Raw genomic sequence first — 18,208 nt, forward strand, 5'->3', positions numbered from 1 at the left:
TCAGATTCCTTGGGTTTCAGATATTCAATGCTTTGGATACGATTTCAAATACGTTTTTGGACAGGCCCGGATGCGCTTCAACGCGCTTAAGAGCTTGTTGCATGCCGGTTTTAAGAGCAGGCGAATAACGGGACCAGTTGTCCATGACACGGGCCAGGCGAGCGGCAATTTCAGGGTTGATGCTGTCCAGGGCAATCACCTGCTCTACCCAGAGCGCGTAGCCAGAACCGTCTTCCTTGTGCAGGCCTTCGGTGTTGTTAAGGCAGAACTGGAAGATTAGCGAGCGGGCGCGGTTTGGATTGCGCAGGTTAAAAGCCGGGTGAGCCATCAGGCCCTGAATGGTTTGTGCCGTGGTGTGGCGGGCATTGGCCTGCAGGGCAAACCATTTATCCACCACCAGCGGGTCATGTTGCCATTGCTCGTAGAACTGGGCGAGTGCCTCATCGCGCTCATCGCCTTCATAATGACTGACCAGGGCAGAAAGTGCACCCATGCGGTCGGTCATGTTGTCGGCATTCTGGTATTGCGCAAAGGCCGCCTGAATCGCTGGCGGGTTCTGGATAGACAATAAGTAGGCAAGCGCCAGGTTTTTCAGGCTGCGGCGGCCTGCGCTGAGCGGATCGGGGCTATAGCTGCCCGGTGTTTCATTTTGGCAGAGGGTTTGCAGCCACAAATCAAGTAAACCCCGGGCCAGCTCCTGGCGAACAAAGTCGCGTGCCTTGGCAATAGCCACGGGCTCAATCGGATTCATGCCTTCAGCAAGGATTTTTTCAGGGGGCAGGGTCAAGAGCCAGGCGCGATAGCCGGCATCCAGATTGGGGTCAGTCAGGTTGGTTTGCCATACTTGCAGCAGGGTTGGGTCCAGCTCTGCCGGCGCACCTTGGGCCAGGGTGGTGGCAATGCGCAGCAGTTCGCGTGCGCTTAATGCCTGTACGGCTTCCCAACGTGCAAAAGGATTGCTGTCATGGGCACACAAAATAGCCAGTTCCTGATTGGTCCAGGAATACGCCACAATAACCGGTGCTGAAAAATCGCGCAGTAAAGAGGGAATGGGGCGTTCGGCAATCTGTTCAAAGTGCCAGGTCTGGCTTTCTTCTTTTAGTTCAAGCAAAACGGTGGATTGCTGGCGGCCTTCAAATTGCAGCATCAGCGGTTGGCCCGATTGGCTGATGAAGCCCATGGCAAAGGGAATGTGGAAGGGTTGTTTGATAAAGCCGTCCTGCAGCTTTTCAACGCCAACCGGTGCGCAGCTTTGTGTCAGGGTAACCGAGCAGCGCTGTTGCGCCTGGTCATAGTTGAGTTGAACCGTTACGCGAGGTGTGCCGGCCTGTGAATACCAGTTCCTGAACAGGGTCAGGTCTTTGCCCGGGTTTCGTTGCGTGTAAACCGATTCCATGACATTGATGAAGTCATCGCAGGTGACGGCTTGTCCGTCGTGGCGGCGAAAGTATTCGTCCATGCCGGCACGGAAGCCTTCTTCGCCCAGCAAGGTGTGCTGCATGCGAATGACCTCAGCACCCTTTTCGTAAATGGTGGCGGTGTAGAAATTGGCAATTTCCTGATAGCTTTCCGGGCGAATGGGGTGGGCCATGGGGCCAGCGTCTTCGGGGAACTGGGCGGTTCTTAAACGGGTCACGTCGTCAATACGCTTAATGGCCCGTGCACTGGCGGCCGCAGAGTTATCCAGATTCCTGGCCATCATGTCGGCAGAAAACTCCTGGTCGCGGAAAACCGTGAGCCCTTCTTTCAGGCTAAGCTGAAACCAGTCGCGGCAAGTGATGCGGTTGCCAGTCCAGTTATGAAAGTATTCGTGGCCAATGACCGATTCAATGCCTTCATAATTGGCATCGGTGGCCGTATTGGGGTCGGCCAGGACATAGGCGGCATTGAAAATGTTCAGGCCCTTGTTTTCCATGGCGCCCATATTGAAGTCGCGCACGGCCACAATCATGAAGCGGTTCAGGTCCAGTTCAAGGCCAAAGCGCGTTTCGTCCCATTTCATGGCGTTTTCAAGAGACTCAAGGGCCCATTCGGTTTGGTGCCCCGAGCCTTTGTCGCTATAAACCTGTAGCAGGACTTCACGGCCGCTTTGGGTGGTGGCGTGTTTTTCACGAATGTCGAAGTCACCGGCAACCAGGGCAAACAGATAGCTGGGTTTGCGAAACGGGTCTTCCCAGGTGACCTGGTGGCGTCCGTTCGGCAGGTCTGTGCTGGCGCATAAATTACCATTGGAAAGCAGGTAGGGGTAACGGGCTTTGTTGGCACAAATGGTCACGGTGTAAATGCTCATGACATCGGGGCGGTCAGGGAAAAAGGTGATGCGTCGGAAGCCTTCGGCTTCACACTGGGTGAAAAAGCTGTTGCCTGATACATACAAACCCATCAGGGTACTGTTTTCCGCGGGGTTGCACTCGGACACGATGCTTAGTTCGAACTGTCCTTGCAAAGCGGGTACAACCAGGGCTTGTTCGTTTAGTGAGTACTGGTGTTCGCCAAGTGTTTCACCATTAATGGCAACGGAAACCAGCTTGATGTCTTCTCCGTTCAGGACCAGATCGGCAGGCTGGTTTTCTTTGCTGCTGATCGAAAGGGTGCTGGTGATGCGGGTGGCGGTTTCGTGAAGATCGAAATGCAATGCAACATTTACAATGTTGAAAGGGTATTCACGATAGTCGCGACGGTGTATGGTGGTTGGTGTATTTGACGGCATGGCAATAAATATTATCCTCATTAACGCGACTAATTATAGATGTTTTAAATGCTTTAAAATAATAATCATCGCTTGTGTGTCACAATGCTTCCTATACCCAGTCAGTGGGAATTAACCGTAACTCCAGAGCCCTGTATCATGAATACTGTCTTTTCAAAGCCAAGCTTGCGGATTTTCTTGATGGCCGCTTCCGTGTTGTTGTTGACAGCCTGTTCAACAACGCAAAGGTTTACAACTCAAACCACTTCTTTTCAGCAATGGCCCGCCAATGCTCAAGGGCAGCTTTATCGTTTTGAAGCGGACACCAGGCAGGAACTTGAAAAATCCAGTTATGAAAACCTGTTGCGCAATCAAATGTGGAAAACGGGGCTGGTTGAGGCCTTGGGGTCACAAAAGGCCCGTTTCGAGGTTTCTTTTGCTTATGGTATTCAAAACCGCCAGCAGCTGGTACGGGAAAATGATCCGTTTTATGATCCTTTTTTCTACCCCAGCTTTAATTTTGGCTGGGGCTGGGGGCACCGCCATCCCTTTTATAGTGGTGTCGGTTTTGCCATGGCACCACAGTACCGTTATGTACAAGCCAGTTATAATCAATACCAGTTGCACGTTTCCATACGTGACCTGAATAATCGTGGTACTGAAGTTTACCAGGCCACTGTCCTGGCTGATTCCAATAAAGTCAACCTGACACAGGTAATGCCCTTTCTGACCGCGTCTGTTTTTGATGGGTTTCCCGGACAAAACGGACAGGTGCGTAAAATAAATTTTGACCTTGATAAAAATGAACTTAATTGATTCTGATATTCTAAGCCTGTCAACCGCCAAATCACTTCTGCTTGATCCCTGGGATTTGCACGAAGGGCATCTGGCCAGTGCTTTGGGTGAAATTTTCACTCATAAGGTTGACTATGCCGATTTATACTTCCAATACACGCGCAGCGAAAGCTGGAGCCTTGAGGAAAGTATTGTTAAAACGGGCAGTTTTTCCATTTCACAAGGCGTGGGGGTTCGCGCTGTTTCAGGTGAAAAAACCGCTTTTGCCTATTCTGACGTGCTTTCTCCCGAGGCATTGCTGTCTTCGGCTAAAACCGTCAAGACTATCGCCCGTCAAGGCGCCGGTAAAAGCAAGATTCTGGCTGATGATAACCGTCATCATGATTTGTATAAGGCGGTTGATCCGCTTGTCAGCCTGTCGGCCACCGACAAGATCAGCCTGTTAGAGCGGGTTGAAAAAATGGCCCGTGCCAAAGATCCGCATGTGATCCAGGTCATGGCCGGTTTGGGGGCAGAATACGATGTTGTGCTAATTGCGGGCAGTGATGGCCGCTTGGTTGCCGATGTGCGTCCTTTGGTGCGTTTGTCCATAACCGTATTGGCAGAGCGCGATGGTCGCCGTGAAATGGGGCATGCTGGTGGTGGTGGCCGTCTGGGGCTGGATTATTTTTCAGACGATTTGTTGCACGGCTATGTCGACAAGGCCGTTCATGAGGCATTAACCAATCTTGAAGCCCGTCCGGCTCCTGCTGGCGAAATGACGGTTGTGTTGGGTTCGGGCTGGCCCGGTATCTTGCTGCATGAAGCGGTGGGACATGGTCTTGAAGGCGATTTCAATCGTAAGGGTTCAAGCGTGTTTTCTGGTCGCATCGGTGAGCGGGTGGCTTCCAAAGGGGTAACGGTTATTGATGACGGTACCATCCAGGATCGCCGGGGTTCATTAAATATAGACGATGAAGGCAATCCTACCCAGCGCAATGTGCTGATTGAAGATGGCATCTTACGCGGTTATATGCAAGACTCCCTGAATGCCCGTTTAATGAAAACGGCGGTAACGGGTAACGGCCGGCGTGAGTCATTTGCCCATTTGCCCATGCCGCGCATGACCAATACCTTCATGCTGGCGGGCACAGAAGATCCTCAGGAAATTATTTCATCGGTTAAAAACGGTCTTTATGCGGTTAATTTTGGGGGTGGCCAGGTGGATATTACCAGTGGGAAATTTGTTTTCTCCACCTCCGAGGCCTATTTGATCAAAAATGGCAAAATCAGCCATCCCGTGAAAGGGGCCACTTTAATTGGCAATGGCCCCGATGCCATGAACAAGGTATCCATGATCGGCAATGATCTGTCACTGGACTCCGGTGTTGGCACTTGTGGCAAAGAAGGCCAAAGTGTGCCGGTTGGTGTAGGTATGCCCACGATTCGCATGGATGGCCTGACGGTTGGCGGCACAGCCTGAGTGTTGCCGGGTTGTGGTGCATTAATAACAACTTGTCATTATTTTTATTGCATTGCAGTAAAATCGGCTGTTTTTAAAAAAAGCTGTGCTAGGATATAAACACTATGAAGAATTTGTCTGTGTCTTTTTATTTTTTTTATTTTAGTTTTTCAAAGCCTTGGGCGGAGAGAAGGACACAGCTTACGCAGTAAAAATAGCAAAATTCCTAAAAAGCCGCCAGAGAACCTGGCGGCTTTTTGTATATATACCGCCATAAACGCAAGCATTCAAAAACCTGGAGTTAACCGTGTCTTACAATACTGACGATTTACGCATTCGAGAAATTAAAGAATTAAGTCCTCCATCCCACCTGATGCGCGAGTTTCCGTGTACCACCCAGATTTCAAATGTGGTCCATGAGGCACGTGTTGCCGTACATAAAATTATTCACGGCGAAGACGACAGGATGGTTGTGGTCATTGGTCCATGTTCCATCCATGACCCCAAGGCTGCACTTGAATATGTAAAACGCCTGAAAGCGGAACGGGAACGTTTTAAAGGTGAACTTGAAATTATCATGCGGGTGTACTTTGAGAAGCCGCGTACAACCGTCGGCTGGAAAGGCTTGATCAATGATCCGGGGCTTGATGGCAGCTTCAATATCAACAAGGGGTTACGTCTTGCCCGCCAATTGCTGCTGGCCGTCAATGATGAAGGCGTTCCGGCCGGTTGCGAGTTTCTGGATATGATCACACCCCAGTATATTGCCGATCTGGTTTCCTGGGGGGCCATTGGCGCCCGTACCACCGAAAGCCAGGTACACCGCGAATTGGCTTCCGGCCTTTCCTGTCCCGTTGGTTTTAAAAACGGTACCGACGGCAATATCAAAATCGCCATCGATGCCATCAATGCGGCATCCCAGTCCCATCATTTCCTGTCGGTCACTAAGGGCGGCCATTCCGCTATCGTGTCAACGCTTGGCAATGAAGACTGTCACCTGATTTTACGGGGTGGAAAAGCGCCCAACTATGATGCTCAAAGCATTAATGACTCCTCTGAACAATTGGCCAAGGCGGGTTTGTCGGCCAAAATCATGATTGATGCCAGCCATGCCAACAGTAGCAAGAAGCCTGAAAACCAGCCCATGGTTATGGATGATATCGCCCAGCAGATGGAAACCGGTGATCAGCGAATTTTTGGTGTCATGATTGAAAGCCATTTGGTTGGCGGACGCCAGGATCTGGTCGAAGGGCAAGAACTGGTGTATGGCCAGAGCATTACCGATGGCTGTATTGACTGGGATACCTCAGTCCAGGTGCTGGAGCGACTGGCACAGGCGGTAAAAGTGCGTCGCACGATTGCCGCAGAAAATGATAACTAAAAATTGCATCGTGAAACAAGTACGGGCCTAGCCATTTTGGGCCCGTACTTGTCGGTGATTTACCCGGTTGCCCCGTCTTTATTAGGGGTATTTCGGTATGTCATCTCCCATACAGATAGGTATACTTGGCAGTAATAGTAAACAGGTATACAAAGATCTGGAATGAAGGAAAAGGGATATGATGGCACAACAGAAACCGGCAACTGCATTGAATGAGTTTTCAGCGTTTATTGCCGAACTGGAAAGCGTGCTGCCTCCTCACTGTATTTTAAGCCGGCCAGAAGAAAAAAAACCTTTTGAATGTGATGGCCTGACCCTGTTCAAAGAAATGCCAGCCATCGTTGTTTTGCCCGAAAACGAAGCACACATTATCCATGTCCTGAAAACCTGCAAGAAGCATGCCGTACCGGTGGTTCCCCGAGGAGCGGGAACTGGGCTGTCGGGCGGGGCAACCCCACATTCACAGGGTGTGTTGCTAGGTGTATCCAAACTGAATAAAATCCGTCATATAGACCCGGTTGCCGCCACGGCAGTGGTAGAGCCGGGTGTGCGGAATCTGGCTATCTCAGAAGCCGTGGCCCAATACGGGCTGTATTATGCCCCAGACCCTTCCAGTCAGATTGCCTGTTCAATTGGCGGCAATATTGCCGAAAATGCGGGGGGCGTACATTGCCTTAAATATGGGCTAACGGTACACAATGTCATGCGTGTTCGCATCATTACCATAGATGGTGACATTGTTGAACTGGGTTCTGCCGCCCCGGATTCTCCGGGCCTGAACCTGCTACCGGTTTTTGTTGGTTCCGAAGGCATGCTGGGTGTTGTTACCGAAGCAACCGTAAAACTTATTCCAAAACCAGAGGCCGCAACCGTCATCATGGCCAGCTTTGATTCGGTCAAGGCTGCCGCTGATGCCGTCAGGGACATTATCGCGGCGGGTATTATACCGGCCGGTCTGGAAATGATGGATCAGCGCGCCACACAGATGGTTGAACCCTTTGTGAAGGCGGGTTATGACCTGAACGCCCAGGCCATTTTATTGTGCGAATCCGATGGAACCGTCAGGGAAGTGGGCGATGAAGTCCAGCGCATGAAGGCCGTTTTTGAAAAGGCGGGGGCAGTGCGTCTGCAGGTATCGGCCAATGAGCAAGAGCGCCTGCTTTTTTGGGCTGGCCGCAAAAATGCCTTTCCGGCAGCCGGACGTGTTTCTCCCGATTATTACTGCATGGATGGCACCATTCCCCGCAAGCAGATTGCCAACGTCTTAACGCAAATAGCCAATATGGAAAACAAGTATGGCTTGCGTTGTGCAAATGTGTTTCATGCGGGTGATGGCAATCTGCACCCACTTATCCTGTTTGATGCGAATGACCCTGACGAAATTCGCCGTGCCGAAGATTTCGGGGCTGAAATTCTGGAATTGTGCATTAAGGTGGGGGGGACGATTACCGGAGAACATGGTGTGGGACTGGAAAAAATCAATCAGATGTGTTCTCAGTTTACCCGTGATGAACTGGACGCTTTCATGGCCATAAAAAGGGCGTTTGATCCCGAAGAATTATTAAACCCGACCAAACAGATTCCTACCCTGAACCGTTGCGCCGAATATGGAAAAATGCATGTTCATGCAGGGCAGATCAAATTTCCTGAATTAGAGCGATTTTAAGATTATGTCATTTGTTTTGAATGAACTAAGTGAGCAGGTGATTGCCGCTGCCGCATCACACAAGCGTGTGCTGGTAAAAGGCAGTGGCAGCAAGGGTTTCTATGGAAATCCAGCTTCTGGTACGTCTGAAAGCATGATCTTGCTGGATGTGGCTGCCTATAAAGGAGTGATCGAATACGAACCTTCAGAGCTGGTGATGACGGCAGCTTGCGGCACGCCTTTGCAGGAAATAGAAAAGTTGCTGGATGAACAGAACCAGATGTTGCCATGGGAACCTCCGCATTTTGGGCCGGGTGCAACCATAGGCGGTGCCATTGCCACAGGGTTGGCCGGTCCAAGACGGATGTCAGCAGGGGCAACCGCCGATTTTGTGCTGGGAACCCGGATGATGAATGCCGAAGGGGGCTTGCTGCGTTTTGGCGGGCAAGTCATGAAAAATGTCGCTGGTTATGATGTGTCCAGGCTGTTGGTGGGTTCTTTAGGTATATTCGGCCCATTAATGGAAATATCCTTTAAGGTCTTGCCCAAACCATTAGTTGAAAAAACACTCAGGCATGCTTGTACCATTAATCAGGCCCTGGATGTTTTCCGTCAGGTGCATGCGCGTTCCCTGTGTATTAGCGCCAGTTCATGGGTGCCCGAAGAGGGGAAAAACGGACATCTCTATTTGCGGTTGTCCGGCTCTGAGGTGGCGGTGTCTCAGGCTAAAACCCAGCTGCCCGGCGATGAGCTTGCCGATGCGGATGCCCGGGCTTTCTGGCTCTCGCTACGGGAGCAGACCCATCCGTTTTTTAACGATGCGACCATCTGGCGGGTTGCCGTGCCTCCTTTGGCCGGCAAAATGAATGAAGCCATTCCGCTGGTGGAGTGGGGGGGCGCTCAACGCTGGCTGCGTCAGGTTCAGGATACAAGGCATGTCAGGCATAATGCCCAGCAATTGGGAGGACATGCAACCCTGTTTCGTTATCCCGGGCCCGATGCCATTCCCGGTGATGGTGTTTTTCACCCATTCAGGAGCAATATCGAGGGCATTACCCGGCGCCTTAAAAATGCGCTTGATCCCCGGGGTATCTTCAATCCGGATCGTTTAATTAAAAACCTGTGAGCCAAGAGCATGCAAACCAATTTAGCACAATGGGCCAAGGATAGCCCGGATGGTAAGGTGATTGACGAGATCCTGCGAAAATGCGTGCATTGTGGGTTTTGTCAGGCAACCTGCCCCAGTTACCAGATCCTGGGCGATGAACTGGATAGCCCAAGGGGGCGGATTTACCTGATCAAGGAAATGGTGGAAGGGCAGGCGCCAACAACAATCACGCAAACTCACCTGGATCAATGCCTGACTTGCCGCAACTGTGAAACCACCTGTCCGTCGGGTGTTGAATATGGAAAACTGCTGGATATAGGTCGTGAGCTTGTCGATGAAAAGGTCAAGCGCAGTTTTTCCGGTCGGCTGAAACGAAAGGTATTGGCCAAAGGATTAAATTCAGCCTTGTTTGGCCTGTCGGTTCGTGCCGGAAGGCGCTTTCGGTCTGTCCTGCCAGAAAGACTGGCTGGTAAATTGCCACTGGCCCGTGCCCCGGGCCGGCTTCCTGATTCCGTGCATGCACGTAAGGTCCTGCTGCCGTTGGGGTGTGTCCAGCCCGATCTAATGCCTTCCATTGATGCGGCAAGCATCCGGGTGCTGGATGCGGTGGGTATTTCTGCCTACAATTTTCCGGTCAGGGCCTGTTGCGGCGCCGTTAACTTTCATCTGGATGAAACCCAATCAGCCCTGCAGCAAATGCGCCATAATCTTGATACTTGGGTTCCCTTGCTGGAAACCGGAAAAATAGAGGCGATTGTCATGAATGCGTCGGGCTGCGGCGCGTTTGTGAAGGAATACCCGTTTCATTTCCGGCATGATCCCGTTTATCTGGAAAAAGCCCATTATTTGCTTGAACATGTCAAGGATATTGCCGAAGTATTGGCGCCCCATGCCGCTGAGCTGGGCAAGAAACTGCAAAATAAACTGCCTGATCCCGTGGCTTTTCATCCGCCATGTACCTTACAGCACTGGCAGGGCTTGCGACCCCTTACTGAAAAGCTGCTGGCTGAATTGGGTTTCAATTTAACGGTTTTTGGCGAGGCCAACCTGTGTTGTGGTGCTGCTGGCACCTATTCGCTATTGCAGCCTGAAATTGCCTTGCCACTGCGTGACCGCAAGTTGGCTGCGATAGACAGCGGCGGGCAGGTGAAGGCGATTATTACCTCTAATATGGGTTGCATGAGCCATTTGCAAAGCGGCACCCCGAAACCGGTTCGGCACTGGATTGAAGTAGTTGATGATGGATTAAGTACTTAAGCCCTAAAATCTGAATCATCACGTAAAATAGCGGGATGAATCAGAAAACATCAAAACCACGCGTTGTTATTGGCATGTCCGGAGGGGTCGACTCCTCGGTCAGTGCCTGGCTGCTCAAGCAGCAGGGCTATGATGTTGTTGGCCTTTTCATGAAAAACTGGGAAGACGATGACGACTCCGAATATTGCTCCTCCCGCCAGGACTGGCTTGACGCGGCCAGCGTCGCCGATCTGGTTGGGGTCGATATAGAAGCGGTGAATTTTTCGGCCGAATATAAAGACCGGGTCTTTTCGGAATTCCTGCGCGAATATTCGGCAGGCCGCACCCCTAACCCTGATGTCCTGTGCAATGCAGAAATAAAATTCAAGGCGTTTTTAGACCATGCCATGCAGCTGGGGGCAGAATATATTGCTACCGGGCATTATGCGCGGGTGCGTTCAGTTCAACATAATGGCCAAACGCAATTCCAGCTTCTTAAGGGCCTGGATCCTGCCAAAGACCAAAGTTATTTCTTGCATCGCCTGAATCAGGCGCAATTGTCCAAGGCCATCTTTCCTTTGGGTGAACTTGAGAAACCGGAAGTCCGGCGTATTGCTCATGAATTGAAATTACCCAATGCGGCCAAAAAAGACTCTACCGGTATCTGTTTTATTGGTGAGCGTCCTTTTCGTGAGTTCCTGAACCGTTACTTGCCCACCCAGCCCGGCCCGATTCTTACCGATGATGGTCAAGAGGTTGGCAAGCATTATGGTCTTGCCTTCTACACGCTGGGCCAACGCAAAGGCCTGGGAATTGGTGGCGTCAAAGGGCGTCAGCAGGCAGATGGCACGGCCGATGCCTGGTATGTTGCCCGCAAGGACCTTGCCAATAATATTCTTTATGTGGTTGCCGGCCATGATCACCCCTGGTTGCAGTCATCCGAACTGCATGCCGAAGACCTGAGTTGGGTGGCTGGTCATGCGCCTGAGCCGGGTTTGTATGGTGCCAAGACCCGTTACCGCCAGGCAGACGCGCCCTGTCGCCTGGTTGGCAGCGACCCGGCACGCATGACGTTATCGTTTGAACAGCCACAATGGGCAGTTACCCCCGGGCAATCAGCCGTTCTTTATGATGGCGATGTTTGTCTTGGTGGCGGCATTATTTATTAATATCTTTATTTATATCTTTCCTTACCTATGAAAATTGCAGATCAACTCAGTACGCTTAATGCCTTGTCTCCGTTGGATGGTCGTTATGCCTCCCGTGGTAATGCCTTGCGCGAATACCTGTCCGAAGCTGGTTTCATGGCTCACCGTGTTGAAGTCGAAGTCTCCTGGCTAATTGCCTTGTCAGATGCCGGCTTGCCGGAACTGGCTCCTTTTTCGGCACAGGCCAGACAAAAGCTGGGCAATCTGGTTGAAAACTTTACCGAAGCCGATGCCGAGCGGATTAAAGAAATTGAACGGACCACTAACCATGACGTCAAGGCGGTTGAGTACTTCCTGAAAGAAAAAGTGGCTGATGATGAAGAACTGGCCAAAGCGGCTGAATTCATTCACTTTGCCTGCACTTCTGAAGACATCAACAATACTTCACATGCCCTGATGCTTACTCGGGTGCGTGCCAATGTTATCTTGCCACGCTTAAACGATGTCTTGGCTGAACTGGTCCGTTATGCCAATCTGTTTGCTGATCAGCCTTTGCTGTCCAGGACACACGGCCAGCCGGCCAGCCCAAGCACCATGGGTAAAGAATTCGCCAACGTAGCCGCCCGCCTGAAAAATGCCATTGCTGCTGTTGCCACGGTAGAGCCACTGGCAAAACTCAATGGCGCAACCGGCAACTATAATGCCCATTTATCCGCCTATCCTGAAATAAATTGGCCAGCGCTTAGCAAAGGCGTTTTGAACAAACTGGGCTTGACCCAAAACGAGCACACCATTCAAATCGAACCGCATGACTGGATGTCTGCCCTGTTTGATGCCATTGGCCGTGCCAACACGATTCTCCTTGACCTGAACCGGGATATCTGGGGTTACATCGCTTTGGGATACTTCAAGCAGCGCCTTAAAGAGGGTGAAGTGGGTTCTTCAACCATGCCGCATAAAGTAAACCCGATCGATTTTGAAAACTCTGAAGGTAATATTGGCCTGGCTAACGCCGTATTGCGTCATCTGTCAGAAAAACTGCCGGTTTCACGCTGGCAGCGTGACCTGACTGATTCCACCGTATTGCGTAACCTGGGTGTTGCACTGGGCTATTGCATGGTGGCATGGGATTCATGCCTGAAAGGCCTGGGCAAACTGGAAATCAATGCGGCCGCCATCGATGCCGATATTGATGCCTGCTGGGAAGTGCTGGCCGAGCCTGTGCAAACCGTTATGCGCCGCTATGGCTTGCCACAGCCTTATGAACAGCTAAAAGCGCTTACCCGTGGCCGTGGCATTAACCAGGAAGCCTTGCGCGAGTTTATTGCCAACCTTGATTTGCCGGCAGAACCCAAGCAGCGCCTGCTGGCTATGACCCCTCGCTCATATATTGGCCTGGCAGCCGAGTTGGCCCGCAAGGTTGGCTAAGTATATTGGGTTTCAGAGATAGCTGTTTTAAATATAAACCAAAATTTATACACTGTTTTTAAAAAATCAATGCATGATTTATGTCATGCATTGATTTTTTATGGGATTTTGTAATTGGTTTGAAACACATTTCGGAATACCATTTGTAATAATTGTTTCACAACCAGGAGTAAATGAATGAAAAAGCAAATTACGGTTTTGGCCTTGGCCTGTACCACCCTGTTTTCTGCTGCGGCCAATGCACAGTTTGCCAAACCTGAAGATGCGGTTAAATATCGTCAGTCAGCCAAAGTTTTGATGGCTTCCCATTTTGGCAGAATGGTGCCTGTTATCAAAGGTGAAGCCCCTTACGATGCAGAAGCCATTAAAGAAAACGTGGCGCTGTTGAATACACTGGCGGCCTTGCCTTGGGGGGCTTTTGGTCCCGGTTTTGAAGGGGGCGATTCCAAGTCTGAAGTCTGGACAGATACCAAAGGCTTTGATGAAAAACGTGAAAATTTCAAGGTTGCCATTCAAAACCTGTCTACCGCTGCCGATAGCGCAGACTTGGCCCAGTTGAAAGCGGCTTTCGGTAAAGCCGGTCAAAGCTGTAAATCCTGCCACGATTCTTACCGTAAAGATTAAACAGGCTTATTGGCATGAAAATGGCGCATAGGCAGCTGTTTGCGATTAGCCAAACCAAAAGATCGGGTGTTTTTCTGGTCTTTTAACTCAAGCACAAAAAACCGGACTTTTGTCCGGTTTTTTGTGCTTTATAGCCGAAGAAATTGTGTAACCGTGCAGGGGTTTAAACGGTTAATAGAAGGAACCGCTGCTGCTTGCGCCTAGCGTGCTTATCCAATAAACAAAACCGGACGTGGCCGCCAGGGTAAGCAAGCCCATAATGCGAACTTGCAGATCGTCTGCCGCACTTTTGAAGTTTTGCGCTTGTGGCAGCAGAATTTGGGTTTTACCTGAAACCATGGTTGCCACCAGATCCTGTTTTTTAAAAACCCGATAATAAATAATAGCCAGTATATGCAGGGCAAATAAAATGATCATCACGGGTTCATTACTGCGATGCAGGGAACTCATGGTTTTGCTGAAAGCCGAGTTCAAGTGGGTCAGGGGGCCTTCGGTGAAGATATCATCGGTGGTGAAAAGACCGCTGAATGCCTGAAAGCCGAAAACGGCCAGCATGGCAATAACGGACAGGGCCCCCAGTGGATTGTGGCCCAGGGATGCATAAGCACCTTTAAGATATCGGGTAATGGTGGCTGGCCCCTTGATGAACTGGCAGAACCGTGCGTAATAAGAGCCCGTAAAACCCCATATAATCCGGAATAGAATCAGGCTCAGGACGCAGTAGCCAAACCTTAAGTGCCAATCAATCCAGATAATGCCGGCATTGGCAATCCAGCCCTCGGTGGTGCCAGCCGCTTTAATGGTAAAGAAAGCGGCAATGACACAGAAAGCCAGGGCCCAATGAAAAAAACGGGTGGGTAAATCCCATACTTGAACGGTCTGTTGATTACTTTGAGGCATGATATTAAATATTTAAGTTTTCAAAAACAAATTGCGGTGTTAGGATGATGCCAATCATTACTTGATAAATTTTCTTAATATATTTTGATATCCTATATATTACCTAAAGAAAATGTTGGCTTTATGACGATGGTAACAGTATAACTCATGAATTTTTCCATACCTTTTACTGGCAAGCATATAGTTCGGTTTATTGTGCCAATGATGGCACTTGTCTTGGCTGGTTGCTCATCAACCCCTGCTAAAAAAGATCGTTCTCTGGCGCATACGCCCAGGCAGCAGGTGCAGCGGGTGGCCTATTCAGGCAGTCCGGCAATGGCAGCCACACAGGTAAATACCATGCTGGTCGGGCAAGTTTACATACAGGATAGGGTTAATGGTGGAGACCGTACAGGTGCCCATATTGATGTTGTCCTGAATCCGGTGTCAACGGCCAGTCAGCAGTGGTACCAGCAAGTCTGCCACGCGGGCAAAATTTTAAACGGTCAGGCGGATCAACGCTATGTCCGTGATGCGTTTTATGCAAAAACCAATAACTTCGGACAATTTGCTTTCACCAATGTGCCTGCTGGTGAATATTACCTGACTTCTCGCCTGTATTGGGTTGACACCAAACCCATGAGTGGGCCTGTCGAGTATGGCGGCTTGTTATCCAAAAAAATCAACTTGGTGGCCGGAACCAATGCCATTGACCTGAATGATGCAGACCGGTGTCGCGGGTATTTCCATTAAAACAGGCTTTACGATAATTTAATGTTTATTAACAAAAAAATTCCATGGAACAGCCTATAATCAAAGGATAATTGTTTTTTTGTGAATATTGTTTTTGAAAGGTCTTTTATGAAATTAGTTAAGGTTTTAGGTTTGACCGTCCTGTCTGTTGCATTAACGGGTTGCGGAATCTTTGGCTCAAATGCGTCCTCCAGTGCCAATAATGCCCAGGCATCTACTGTTGAGCCAGTGGTTGCCAGCAATGCAACAATGGTCAAGAAAAACGGTAATGGCGATATTGAAATTTATGTGGGTTCCATTACCAAAAACGCGCCTAAAAAGGGTAAAAACAATAAAACAATTACCCTGGATGATGTCGTTATTAAATCGGGTGACCAAACTTACTATACGTCCGGTGTTTTGTTAAATCGTGCCGATGTGAAAACCGTTTTTGTCGCGAAAGCCAAAGACAAGCCAGCCTTGGGCCTGCGGCTTACCCCCACGGGTGCAACCAAGCTGAAATCAGCCATCAATGATAAATCAAACGTCAATAAAACGGTTCTGGCCAGCATGGATAAATCAGTGTTTTCAACCATGACAACGACTGAAGCCGAATTGCAAGACGGTGTTTTGCTGATTCCCATGCTAACTTTGAATAATGCCAGAGATACGGCGGACATGATCCGGGTAAAAAACAAGTAAATGGCATCAAATTTTAGGTTTGTTGACATTTGGAAGTGATAACCCATCTTGTTTTTTTAGTATGCATATGTTGTAATTTGCGCATGGCAGATGAATAATTGCTTTAACAAATAAGGAATTTACATGAAAATCTCACGCAAACTTGGTTTGGTTATTTTGCCTCTTGCTGTGGCGCTGGCCGGATGTGAAACAGTTAAAAAAACCGAGTCTACAGAAACTGCGGCACCGGCACAGGCTGCCAGCGTAGATGTTTACACCGCTTCAGATAAAGTGATCAAAGGCTTCCGTCCTTTCAAACTTAGCGAGCAGCAAACCATTTATGTTAGCCCAACACCGATTATTACCCGTGAAAACCTCACAACCATTAATCATGTTCGTGATAACCAGGGCCGTACCTTTATCAAGCTGGGGCTTAACCCGGCGGGCGCAGATGCCTTGTCTAAAGTTAATAAACAGTACGGATATGCAACTACCGTTGGCGGTCAGCTGGCCTCTATTACTGGTGTAAAACAGGGTTCTGATTTCCTTTTCATGGTGCGTGACGATGCAACGGCAGACTCAATCATGAAAGCGGTTGTTCCTCAGCAAGCTGCAAAATAATAGCTATATTCCTACTATAGCCAATAATTTTCTGGCAATAATAGCAAAACCTTGTGTATTTATACACAAGGTTTTTTTGTATGGATAGGTTTAAAACAGGCTGTTTTTAAGCCCGGGTCCATTTAAATGGGGTAAGTGTTCAATGATTAATTTGTTTTTGTCCCGGTATTCGGTTTTTCTGCTTGCTATTTTAGCATCTGTGTTGGGCCTGTATATGGTTGCCAATTATGGTGCAGGCTGGCTTGGTTTGCTTATTCCCGCCTTGTTGTTAAGCTTGCTGGGCGTTTATGATTTACTGCAAACCCGTCATTCCATCCGGCGCAATTATCCGGTTATTGGCAACTTGCGTTTTTTGCTGGAATCTATCAGGCCTGAAATCAGGCAATATTTTCTGGAAAATGACAATGATAACTTGCCATTTTCCCGTACCCAGCGTTCTATTGTGTACCAGCGGGCCAAGCAACAAATAGATAAAAGGCCTTTTGGGACCATAGAAAATGTCTATGCCGATGGCTATGAGTGGGTGAATCATTCCATGCAGCCTACGCAAATTGAGGATAGCAATTTCAGGGTCAGGGTAGGGGGGCCACAATGCACCCAGCCCTATGAAATGTCAGTATTTAATATTTCAGCCATGAGTTTTGGGGCCTTATCGGCTAATGCCATTCTGTCCCTTAATAGCGGTGCTGCCAAGGGTGGTTTTGCCCACGATACCGGTGAGGGCGGCATCAGTCGCTACCATCTTGAGCATGGTGGTGATCTGGTGTGGAATATCGGTTCGGGCTATTTTGGCTGCCGTGACGCGAATGGCCGTTTTTCTGAAACTGAATTTGAAAAGCGTGCTAATTTGCCTAATGTAAAAATGATAGAGCTCAAGTTATCCCAGGGCGCCAAGCCCGGGCAGGGCGGGATATTGCCTGGCGCCAAGGTTACCCAGGAAATTGCCAATGCCCGTGGGGTGCCTGTTGGTGTAGATTGCAACTCCCCTGCCGCCCATAGTGCCTTCGGTACCCCGGTTGAGTTAATGCAGTTTATCCGGCGCTTGCGTAGCCTGGCTAACGGTAAGCCGGTTGGCTTCAAATTGTGTATTGGGCATCCCTGGGAGTGGTTTGCCATTGCCAAGGCCATGCAACAAACTGGCATTACACCCGACTTTATTGTGGTTGATGGTGCCGAGGGAGGTACGGGGGCCGCACCTGTTGAGTTTGCCGATCATATGGGCGTGCCCATGAAAGAAGGTTTGCGTTTGGTGCACAACACCCTGGTGGGTATCGGGCTGCGTAGCCAAGTTAAAATTGGTGCAGCCGGTAAAATTATTTCCGGTTTTGATGTGTTAAGAACATTGGCGCTGGGGGCAGACTGGTGTAATAGCGCAAGGGGCTTCATGTTTGCCATTGGTTGTATTCAGGCCCAGGCCTGTCATACAGGGCGTTGCCCTACTGGAGTTGCGACCCAGGATCCAGTCAGGCAAAAAGCATTGGTGGTAGAAGATAAATCAGACCGGGTCAGAAATTTCCATCATAATACCCTGCTGGCTTTGGCCGAACTGCTAGAGGCAGCAGGCATTACGCATCCGCAGCAGTTAAGGGCCCATCATGTGGTAAAGCGAATTTCCAGCAATGAAGTTAAGTTGTTGTCAGCCATTTATCCGGAACTGGAAGAGGGAGATTTGCTAAAAGAGGAGTATCGGCAGAAGATTTTTGAATTGGCATGGCCTCTGGCCCAGGCAGATTCATTTGCACCCCGTTATTCAGTGGCTTCGATGATAGGCCAGGCGTATCGCGACTGAAGCCGGCATGA

The 18,208-nt window shown here is 49.7% G+C and carries 15 protein-coding genes; 13 read left to right on the forward strand and 2 right to left on the reverse strand.

Features of this window, described 5'->3' with window-relative positions; translation table 11 throughout:
- Nucleotides 1–16: 16 nt before the first annotated feature.
- A complete protein-coding gene (gene pepN / locus JHL22_RS07470; protein ID WP_200235544.1) occupies nt 17–2,710 on the reverse strand; it encodes an aminopeptidase N in 2,694 nt (897 codons plus the stop codon).
- 138 nt (nt 2,711–2,848) lie between these two features.
- On the opposite strand from pepN, the gene JHL22_RS07475 reads away from it, so the two are divergent.
- The 9 genes from JHL22_RS07475 (at nt 2,849) to JHL22_RS07515 (ending at nt 13,495) form a co-directional block, all read left to right on the forward strand.
- Entirely contained in the window at nt 2,849–3,505 is a 657-nt protein-coding gene (locus JHL22_RS07475) for a DUF4136 domain-containing protein (protein WP_200235546.1), read from the forward strand.
- Nucleotides 3,492–4,946, forward strand: coding sequence for a metalloprotease TldD (tldD, locus tag JHL22_RS07480; protein WP_200235548.1), 1,455 nt, complete (start codon nt 3,492–3,494; stop codon nt 4,944–4,946). The genes JHL22_RS07475 and tldD overlap by 14 nt, the downstream gene beginning before the upstream one ends.
- Before the next feature lie 286 nt (nt 4,947–5,232).
- Nucleotides 5,233–6,306, forward strand: a complete 1,074-nt coding sequence (gene aroG / locus JHL22_RS07485; RefSeq protein ID WP_200235550.1) for a 3-deoxy-7-phosphoheptulonate synthase AroG — start codon at nt 5,233–5,235, stop codon at nt 6,304–6,306.
- 178 nt (nt 6,307–6,484) lie between these two features.
- On the forward strand, nt 6,485–7,972 hold the full coding sequence (locus JHL22_RS07490) for an FAD-linked oxidase C-terminal domain-containing protein (RefSeq protein WP_200235552.1): 1,488 nt from the start codon (nt 6,485–6,487) through the stop codon (nt 7,970–7,972).
- 4 nt (nt 7,973–7,976) lie between these two features.
- Complete coding sequence (glcE, locus tag JHL22_RS07495; RefSeq protein WP_200235554.1) at nt 7,977–9,077, forward strand: glycolate oxidase subunit GlcE; 1,101 nt, start codon at nt 7,977–7,979, stop codon at nt 9,075–9,077.
- 9 nt (nt 9,078–9,086) lie between these two features.
- On the forward strand, nt 9,087–10,316 hold the full coding sequence (gene glcF, locus JHL22_RS07500; protein WP_200235556.1) for a glycolate oxidase subunit GlcF: 1,230 nt from the start codon (nt 9,087–9,089) through the stop codon (nt 10,314–10,316).
- 35 nt (nt 10,317–10,351) lie between these two features.
- The gene (gene mnmA, locus JHL22_RS07505) at nt 10,352–11,464 is read left to right on the forward strand and encodes a tRNA 2-thiouridine(34) synthase MnmA (RefSeq protein ID WP_200235558.1); all 1,113 of its coding nucleotides are present in this window, start codon (nt 10,352–10,354) and stop codon (nt 11,462–11,464) included.
- A 27-nt stretch (nt 11,465–11,491) separates the two neighbouring features.
- On the forward strand, nt 11,492–12,871 hold the full coding sequence (purB, locus tag JHL22_RS07510; RefSeq protein ID WP_200235560.1) for an adenylosuccinate lyase: 1,380 nt from the start codon (nt 11,492–11,494) through the stop codon (nt 12,869–12,871).
- Nucleotides 12,872–13,048: 177 nt separating this feature from the next.
- A complete protein-coding gene (locus tag JHL22_RS07515) occupies nt 13,049–13,495 on the forward strand; it encodes a c-type cytochrome (protein WP_200235562.1) in 447 nt (148 codons plus the stop codon).
- A gap of 171 nt (nt 13,496–13,666) precedes the next feature.
- Here the strand turns inward: JHL22_RS07515 and JHL22_RS07520 are convergent, their stop codons facing one another.
- Nucleotides 13,667–14,395, reverse strand: coding sequence for a cytochrome b/b6 domain-containing protein (locus tag JHL22_RS07520; RefSeq protein WP_200235564.1), 729 nt, complete (start codon nt 14,393–14,395; stop codon nt 13,667–13,669).
- 147 nt (nt 14,396–14,542) lie between these two features.
- Between JHL22_RS07520 and JHL22_RS07525 the strand changes: the two genes are divergently transcribed.
- The 4 genes from JHL22_RS07525 to JHL22_RS07540 all read left to right on the forward strand — a co-directional run bounded on the left by JHL22_RS07525 (nt 14,543) and on the right by JHL22_RS07540 (nt 18,197).
- On the forward strand, nt 14,543–15,127 hold the full coding sequence (locus tag JHL22_RS07525; protein WP_234041180.1) for a carboxypeptidase regulatory-like domain-containing protein: 585 nt from the start codon (nt 14,543–14,545) through the stop codon (nt 15,125–15,127).
- A 108-nt stretch (nt 15,128–15,235) separates the two neighbouring features.
- Entirely contained in the window at nt 15,236–15,808 is a 573-nt protein-coding gene (locus tag JHL22_RS07530) for a hypothetical protein (RefSeq protein ID WP_200235567.1), read from the forward strand.
- Nucleotides 15,809–15,931: 123 nt separating this feature from the next.
- On the forward strand, nt 15,932–16,408 hold the full coding sequence (locus JHL22_RS07535; RefSeq protein WP_200235569.1) for a hypothetical protein: 477 nt from the start codon (nt 15,932–15,934) through the stop codon (nt 16,406–16,408).
- A gap of 142 nt (nt 16,409–16,550) precedes the next feature.
- Nucleotides 16,551–18,197, forward strand: a complete 1,647-nt coding sequence (locus JHL22_RS07540; protein WP_200235571.1) for an FMN-binding glutamate synthase family protein — start codon at nt 16,551–16,553, stop codon at nt 18,195–18,197.
- Nucleotides 18,198–18,208: the final 11 nt, after the last annotated feature.

This window comes from Advenella mandrilli (genome assembly GCF_016595155.1).
GTDB lineage: Bacteria > Pseudomonadota > Gammaproteobacteria > Burkholderiales > Burkholderiaceae_B > Advenella > Advenella mandrilli.